The organism is Microbacterium sp. PRF11 (genome assembly GCF_031844085.1).
GTDB lineage: Bacteria > Actinomycetota > Actinomycetes > Actinomycetales > Microbacteriaceae > Microbacterium.
This window is the reverse complement of record NZ_JAUZUP010000004.1, coordinates 445,088-451,770: the sequence shown is the minus strand read 5'-3', so window position 1 is coordinate 451,770 and position 6,683 is coordinate 445,088. Positions and strand designations below refer to the sequence as shown.

Genomic DNA, 6,683 nt, shown 5'->3' with positions numbered 1-6,683 from the left:
AGCCGTCCGCCGGAGCGGGCGGAGTCGCGCCGTCGGTCGGCGCGGGGGCGGTGGCGCCGGGGGTGGGTGCGGCGCCGGGCATGCCGGGTCCGGTCGAGCCGCCGTCGGCGCTCGGTGCCGAGGTGGCGGCGGCCGCGAGGGGCCCGGTGCCGGTCGTCTGCGCGGCGAGGGCGGCGGTCCCGCCCGTGAGCCCCGCGGCCACGATGACGGCGCCGGCGATCAGAGCAGGCCGGCGCCAGGAGCGGCGACGCGGTTCGGGCGACTCCTCGTACTTCGGCAGCGGCAGGGTGGGGTTGTCGTCGTTCATGTTCGCTTCCCGTGCCGGTGGCGGTCACCGGCTCTGAGACCAGGTTTCGAGCCGGGACTGAAGCCCACCTGAAGCCGGTGCTCCAGCGGCGACCGCATACGCAAGCCATAACCGGCGTTCAGGAGACGGCCCTATCGTCTGCCGGATGTCCTCTGCAGCCCGGGTCCTCGTCGTCGACGATGACGAGACCATCCGCCTCGCCGTCACCACGGCACTGCGGGCCGACGGCTTCGTCGCCGAGGCGGCGCCCGACGGCTCCGACCTCGCGGAGAGATTGAGGGCGTTCCGCCCCGACCTGGTGGTCCTGGACTGGATGATGCCCGGGCCGAGCGGCATCCGGTTGCTGCCCGTCGTGCGCGCGGCCGGCGACGCCGCGGTGATCATGCTGACCGCCCGCGACGAGGTGGACGACCGCCTGCGCGGATTCGCCGAGGGTGCGGACGACTACGTCGTGAAGCCCTTCACCATGGCGGAACTGGTCGCGCGTACCGGCGCGGTGCTGCGTCGACGCGGTCGGCTGCCGCAGACGGTCTCGGTGGGCGATCTCGTCGTCGATCCGGATGCCACCACCGCCCACCGCGCGGGAGTCGCCCTGGATCTCACGGCGACGGAGTTCCGCCTGCTTCACCTCCTCGCCGACAGCCGGGGACGCACGCTGTCGAAGGCGCAGATCCTGACGCAGGTGTGGGGGTACGAGGACTACGACCCGAACCTCGTCGAGGTGCACCTCAGCGCTCTCCGACGCAAGATGGAGCAGCACGGTCCGCGGCTGATCCACACCGTACGGGGACTCGGCTACCGGCTGAGCGCGACGCCGTGAGCACCCCCGCTCCCCTGCGCTCCGGCTCCCTCCGCCGGCGCACGATCGTCGCGGTCCTGGCCCTCGTCGCTCTGCTGCTCGTCGTGCTCGCGGTCGTCGTCGACGTCGCGCTGGGAGCCCGCCTGCGCGGGCAGATCGAAGAGCGCCTGCGCGATCGCGCGGCCGCCGCTGCATCGCTGGTCGGGACGGTCGACGACACTGAGCTCGCCGAACGTCTGTCGTACCAGGGACTCGCCGTGCGGATCGACGGCGCGGGCGGCGATTCGGTCGTCGCGGGTCCCAGTCCCGATCAGCTGCGCGACGCTCCACCGGGACCCGGCGGGCCGGGCGTCGGACCGGGAGAGCGGTCGGCGCCGCCCTCGGCGTCGTCCAGCGGCGTACAGGTCGTCGCGTCCGACGTCTCCGGCGACGACCAGCTCGTGACGCTGCGCTCCACCCTCAGCGACGGGTCGACGCTCACCCTGACGGCGTCGGCCGTCGGCGTCGGTGAAACGCTCGCGCAGGTGCGGGGCATCATGGCGGTGTCCTCGATCGGCGTCCTCGTGCTCGCCGCCGGGGCGGTCACGCTGGTCGTCCGGCGGAGCCTCCGACCTCTCGACCAGGTCTCGCGTGTCGCGAGGGCGATCGGTTCCGGAGAGCGCGAGAGGCGCCTACGCCCGACCCGACCCGACACCGAGATCGGACGGGTCGCCACCGCGCTCGACGACATGCTCGACGACGTCGTCGGCGCCGAGCAGGCGGCGCGCGACGCCGAGGCGCGACTGCGGGCGTTCCTCTCCGACGCGGCGCACGAATTGCGCACGCCGGTCGCCGGCATCCGGGCCGCCGCCGACACGCTCGTGCGCGCCGATCTCGACGGCCCCGAGCGCGACCTGCTCGCGGCGCACGTCGTGCGGGAGGCGACGCGGGCATCCCGCCTCGTCGACGACCTGCTGACGATGGCGCGTGTCGACCGGGGGCTCGAGCTCGACCGGGCCGAGGTCGACCTGCGGACGCTGGTCGAGGCCGAGGCGCATCGCGCCCCGCTCGTGCATCCGTCCCTGCGCATCTGGGCGGAGATCCCGGATGCCGCGGTGCGCGCGCGCGTCGATGTCGGCCGTCTCGCGCAGGTGCTGTCGAACCTGGTCGAGAACGCCGCGCGTGCCACCGGCGGGACGGGGACGGTGGCCCTGTCGCTCCACACCGAGGGCGGGCAGGCGGTGATCACCGTCGTCGACGACGGTCCGGGTGTTCCCCCCGCCGAGGCGGAGCGCATCTTCGACCGTCTCGTGCGCTTGGACCAGGGACGCGAGACCTCCGGCGGCGTCGGACTGGGCCTGCCGATCGCACGCGGAATCGCGCGCGCCCACGGCGGAGAGGTGCGGAATGTCCGCTCCGATGCGGGCGCGCGCTTCGACATATCGCTGCCGACGGTCTGACGCCTTCGCAGCGACTCGGAGGTCAGCAGCCGATCGCGCTCAACGCGTGGGGCGATGGCCGACCGGTTGACGCGTCGGAGCCGGTGCCGGCGCGATGCCCGCGGCGGTGAGGGTGAGGCCGTCGGCACCGCTGGCGTCGTGCATCATCTGGTCGACGAGTTCGCGGTCGATCACCGGCTCCCGGCCGCCGTAGAACTGCATGACGAGGGCGTTCGAGGCGTGGATCCACAGGCTCGCCTGCCGGACCCCCTCGTTCACGGGCAACTGCAGCATGAAGCCCTCGTTGCGTCGGAGCTTGTTCATCACGACGAGGCGAAGGTGAGCGAGGATGCGGTCGTCGATGTCGAACGATGCGCGATCGCGGTAGATGAGGCGTCCCACGGCGGGTCCTTTTCCGGCACGCCGAAGCGTACCTGTTGTTGCAAGGGCGGGACCTCGCCGGGAAGCGGGGCAATGCGGGGACCCTCAGTATTTCACCCTCGGGGCTCTTTCGGTACATGCACGCCGATATATCGGCGACCGAGCGGGTGTGCTCGCCGTCGATGTCGCGGCGAATGCTCAGGGTGCGCCGCGGGCCGATCGATAGAGTCGAAGGTATCTGCGATCATCCGACCCACGAGAGAGAAAACCCGTGAGCCATCACCGCACCTCCACCGACCAGGAGGGCCGATCTTCGAGCCCCCTCTTCCGGAGAGGGGGTGAGATCTGATGCTGGCTGCGACCCTGACCCTTCTGTTGGGGATCATCATCACTCTGGCGATCATCGTCGCCTGCGGCTTCTTCGTCGCGCAGGAGTTCGCGTACATGTCGGTCGACCGCTCGCGCATGGCGGCACTGGCCGAGAAGGGCGACGCGCAGGCCAAGCGGGTCCTGGCGATCACCAAGCGCACCTCGTTCATGCTGTCAGGTGCGCAGCTGGGCATCACCGTCACGGGGCTGCTCATCGGCTACGTCGCCGAACCGCTCATCGGCCAGTCGTTGGGCACCCTGCTCGGCGGCGTCGGCATCGAGCCGGCCGTGTCGGTGCTCATCGGCACCGTGGCCGCGCTGCTGCTGGCGACCATCGTGACGATGATCTTCGGCGAGCTGTATCCGAAGAACCTCGCCATCGCGAGCCCTGAGCCGCTGGCCCGTGCACTCGCCGTTCCCACGCGCATCTACCTGCTGCTGTTCGGCTGGCTCATCACCGTGTTCGACGTGGCCGCCAACGCGCTGCTGCGTCTGCTGCGCATCGAGCCCCTCGAGGACGTCGACGAGAGCGCGACCGCTCGCGACCTCGAGGCGATCATCGAGGAGTCCCGCGCGAGCGGCGACCTGCCCGACGACCTGTCGATGATCATCGACCGCATCCTCGACTTCCCGCAGCGCGACGTCGAGCACGCTATGGTGCCCCGCTCGCAGACCGACTCGGTCACCCCCGACACCACCGTCGGCGAGGTGCGTGCGCTCATGGCATCCGGGCACACCCGGTACCCGGTGATCGGCGACGAGGACTCCCCGGTCGGCGTGGTCGAGCTCATCGACATCCTGCGCGAACAGCCCGGCGACGACGCGCCCGTGGCGTCCGTCATGCGTGCCGCCGTCGTCATCCCGACCTCGATGCTGCTGCCTGTCGCGCTCGAGCGCATGCGTCGCTCGCGCAACGAGCTCGCCTGCGTCGTCGACGAGTACGGCAACTTCGACGGCATCCTGACCGTCGAGGACCTGACCGAGGAGGTCATCGGCGAGCTCTCCGACGAGCACGACGCGATCGTCGCCGAGGCGGCAGCGGTGGGCGACGACGCGTGGACGGTTCCCGGCGACCTGCACCTCGACGAGCTCGAACGCCTCCTCGGCCACGATCTCGCCGAGACCGACGCCGAGACGGTCGCCGGTCTCGTCATCGAGACGAACGGCGACCTGCCCGCCGTGGGCGAGGTCGTCCGCATCGATCTGCCGGAGCGCGCCTCCGAGACCGTTCAGGGCATCGAGATCGACCGCTGGCTCGTCGTCGAGGTCGTCGAGGTCGACCGGCACGTGCCCTCGCAGGTGCGCGTCCAGCTGCACGAGAACGACCGCGATGCCGACCCGGTCGAGACCCGCGACGAGGAGGTGGCCCGATGAACGGCTGGGTCGTCGCCCTCGTCACCACGGGGCTCATCATCGCGAGCGCGTTCTTCGTCATCGTCGAGTTCGCCCTCCTCGCTGCGCGACGCCACCGCCTCGAGGAGGAGGCCGCGACCAGCGCGTCCGCTCGCGCCGCGCTGCGCGGCGTCAACGAGCTGACCGTCATGCTCGCCTTCGCCCAGCTCGGCATCACGGCGTGCACGTTCCTGCTCGGTGCGATCACCAAGCCCGCGATCGATTACGCCCTCGCGCCGGTGTTCGAGGCCTGGGGTCTGCCCTACGTCCTCGCCGACATCATCGCGTTCATGCTGGCGCTCATCGTGGTGACGTTCCTCCACCTCGTGATCGGCGAGATGGCGCCCAAGTCCTGGGCCATCGCGCATCCCGAGACCGCGGCGAAGGCCACCGGCATCCTGGCCCGCGCGCTCACTTGGCCGCTGCGCCCGTTCCTGCTGTGGATCAACCACATCGCCAACCGCCTGGTGAAGGCATCGGGTGTCGAGCCCGTCGAGAAGGCCGCGGCGGGCGGTCAGGACGTCGACACCATCCGAGAGCTCGTCGCGCACTCCCGTCAGGCGGGCACGCTCGAACAGCAGTACTCGGAACCGATCAACCAGGTCATCGCCCTGAGCACGATCACCGTCGGCGACATCGTGCGCACCGACCGCTCCCCCACCGCGGTGGCGATGGATGCCACGGTCGCCGACATCCAGGCCGTCGCCGCCTCGTCGACGCACCTGCGCATCCTCGTGGGCGCCGGTGCTGCGTCGCGTGTCGCGCACGTGCGGGACACGTTGACCGTCGACCCGGCCACTCCGGCGCTCGACATCGCCCGAGAGCCGCTGGTGCTCGAGCCGTCAGCCTCGGCCTACGACGCCCTCGCGCGGATGCGCCGCGGCCGGGTGCAGCTGGCCACGGTCGTCGACGGCGAACGCCTGCTCGGCGTGGTCACGCTCGACGACCTGCTGCGCGAGATCTTGCCCGGGCCCGCCGAGGTGGCGGAGGTCGTGCGCTGAGGTCCGCCACCGCGTGAGCCGGGAACGCTCGCCGCTCTCGGAGAACACTCCGCGGCGGCGGGCGTTCCTCGTTCGGACGCGGGGCGGGCATCAGCGGAGGTACGCGTCCACGAGCAGCGGACCCCGGATGCCGCGGAACGTCTCGATCAGCCGGTCCAGCGCGCGATCGTTCCAGGTCGCGAGCCGCAGATCGTGCGGGCCCAGGAGCTCGAGCCGGCCGGCACGCAAGCGGACGACCTCCCAGCCCGCCGATCGCAGTGCGCGGTCCTTTCGACGGTCGGCCGCTTCGCGCTTCCCGACGTGCTCGAGACCGTGTCGTCCGATCGAGTCGTACTCCACCGCGATGCGCAGCTCGGGGAACACGAGATCCGGCCACACCTCCACGTGCTGGAAAAAGGGTCTGGCCACGCGGACGGCGTTCGCACGGTGGTCCAGGGTCAGGCGATCGTCCACATCGGCGCGGACGCGGTCCTCCACGGCGGAGGCGGGCGCGGGAGCGCACGTCGAGAAGAATGCCGTGCCCACCGGCACCGCGGGCGTCTTCTCGCAGATGGGCGGGGTGACCGGCCGCTTCCGTTGCCGCAGGACGGCGGTGGCGGTGACGGCGGGCTCCGTCACCGAGTCGCGCATGGGGAGCGCGACCGTGCGTCTGGGGCTGGCCTGCTCACTGCATTCGGGGCACCACGCGCTCCGGCGGCGCTCACGACCGGGGCGCAATCGTTGCTCGCTGGGCGTTGCTGCGAAACGATGACCGGCGTCGCACTGCCAGAGCAGGAGCACCTCGGCCGCAGGCGGCACCTGGCTCAGGGCGATCCCCGCGTTGAGGTCGGGGTGGTACTGCCGTACCAGGGCGGGATAGGCCGCCCATGCTTCGCGATAGGCGCCGATCGGGTAGGGCACGTCGAGCCCTTTCGACCATTGCCGTCGGGCCCACCAGGACTGCACTCTCTCCACCACGGGAGGGAGGCTAGCTGCGACGTCCGACATCGCCGCCCCGACTACGCGAAGGGGGCCCC

At 71.3% G+C, this 6,683-nt stretch carries 6 protein-coding genes and 1 pseudogene; 4 read left to right on the top strand and 3 right to left on the bottom strand.

Annotated elements, in window-relative coordinates:
- Window positions 1–307, bottom strand: a pseudogene (locus Q9R20_RS13660) (hypothetical protein); the annotation flags it as partial.
- Window positions 308–452: 145 nt separating this feature from the next.
- On the opposite strand from Q9R20_RS13660, the gene Q9R20_RS13655 reads away from it, so the two are divergent.
- Together Q9R20_RS13655 and Q9R20_RS13650 are read left to right on the top strand one after the other, a co-directional pair.
- Window positions 453–1,127, top strand: coding sequence for a response regulator transcription factor (locus tag Q9R20_RS13655; RefSeq protein ID WP_311249837.1), 675 nt, complete (start codon window positions 453–455; stop codon window positions 1,125–1,127).
- Window positions 1,124–2,545 (top strand): HAMP domain-containing sensor histidine kinase, encoded by a 1,422-nt coding sequence (locus tag Q9R20_RS13650; protein WP_311249836.1) that lies wholly within the window; start codon window positions 1,124–1,126, stop codon window positions 2,543–2,545. The genes Q9R20_RS13655 and Q9R20_RS13650 overlap by 4 nt, the downstream gene beginning before the upstream one ends.
- 39 nt (window positions 2,546–2,584) lie before the next feature.
- Here Q9R20_RS13650 and Q9R20_RS13645 read toward each other — a convergent pair whose 3' ends face one another.
- Window positions 2,585–2,926: an ATP-dependent DNA ligase gene (locus Q9R20_RS13645; RefSeq protein ID WP_311249835.1), complete on the bottom strand. Its 342-nt coding sequence runs from the start codon at window positions 2,924–2,926 to the stop codon at window positions 2,585–2,587.
- Window positions 2,927–3,253: 327 nt separating this feature from the next.
- Here Q9R20_RS13645 and Q9R20_RS13640 point away from each other — a divergent pair, with 327 nt between their 5' ends.
- Window positions 3,254–4,648 (top strand): hemolysin family protein, encoded by a 1,395-nt coding sequence (locus tag Q9R20_RS13640; protein WP_311249834.1) that lies wholly within the window; start codon window positions 3,254–3,256, stop codon window positions 4,646–4,648.
- Window positions 4,645–5,667 carry a CNNM domain-containing protein gene (locus Q9R20_RS13635; RefSeq protein WP_311249833.1) on the top strand — a complete coding sequence of 341 codons (1,023 nt, stop codon included), beginning with the start codon at window positions 4,645–4,647 and terminating at the stop codon, window positions 5,665–5,667. The genes Q9R20_RS13640 and Q9R20_RS13635 overlap by 4 nt, the downstream gene beginning before the upstream one ends.
- 90 nt (window positions 5,668–5,757) lie before the next feature.
- Here Q9R20_RS13635 and Q9R20_RS13630 read toward each other — a convergent pair whose 3' ends face one another.
- Window positions 5,758–6,624, bottom strand: coding sequence for a zinc-ribbon domain-containing protein (locus Q9R20_RS13630; RefSeq protein WP_311249832.1), 867 nt, complete (start codon window positions 6,622–6,624; stop codon window positions 5,758–5,760).
- Window positions 6,625–6,683: the final 59 nt, after the last annotated feature.

What these genes read in the sequence shown, in the direction of transcription:
- Q9R20_RS13655 (WP_311249837.1), top strand. Translation starts at nt 453, where the DNA reads ATGTCCTCTGCAGCCCGGGTCCTCGTCGTCGACGATGACGAGACCATC.
- Q9R20_RS13640 (WP_311249834.1), top strand. Translation starts at nt 3,254, where the DNA reads ATGCTGGCTGCGACCCTGACCCTTCTGTTGGGGATCATCATCACTCTG.
- Q9R20_RS13635 (WP_311249833.1), top strand. Translation starts at nt 4,645, where the DNA reads ATGAACGGCTGGGTCGTCGCCCTCGTCACCACGGGGCTCATCATCGCG.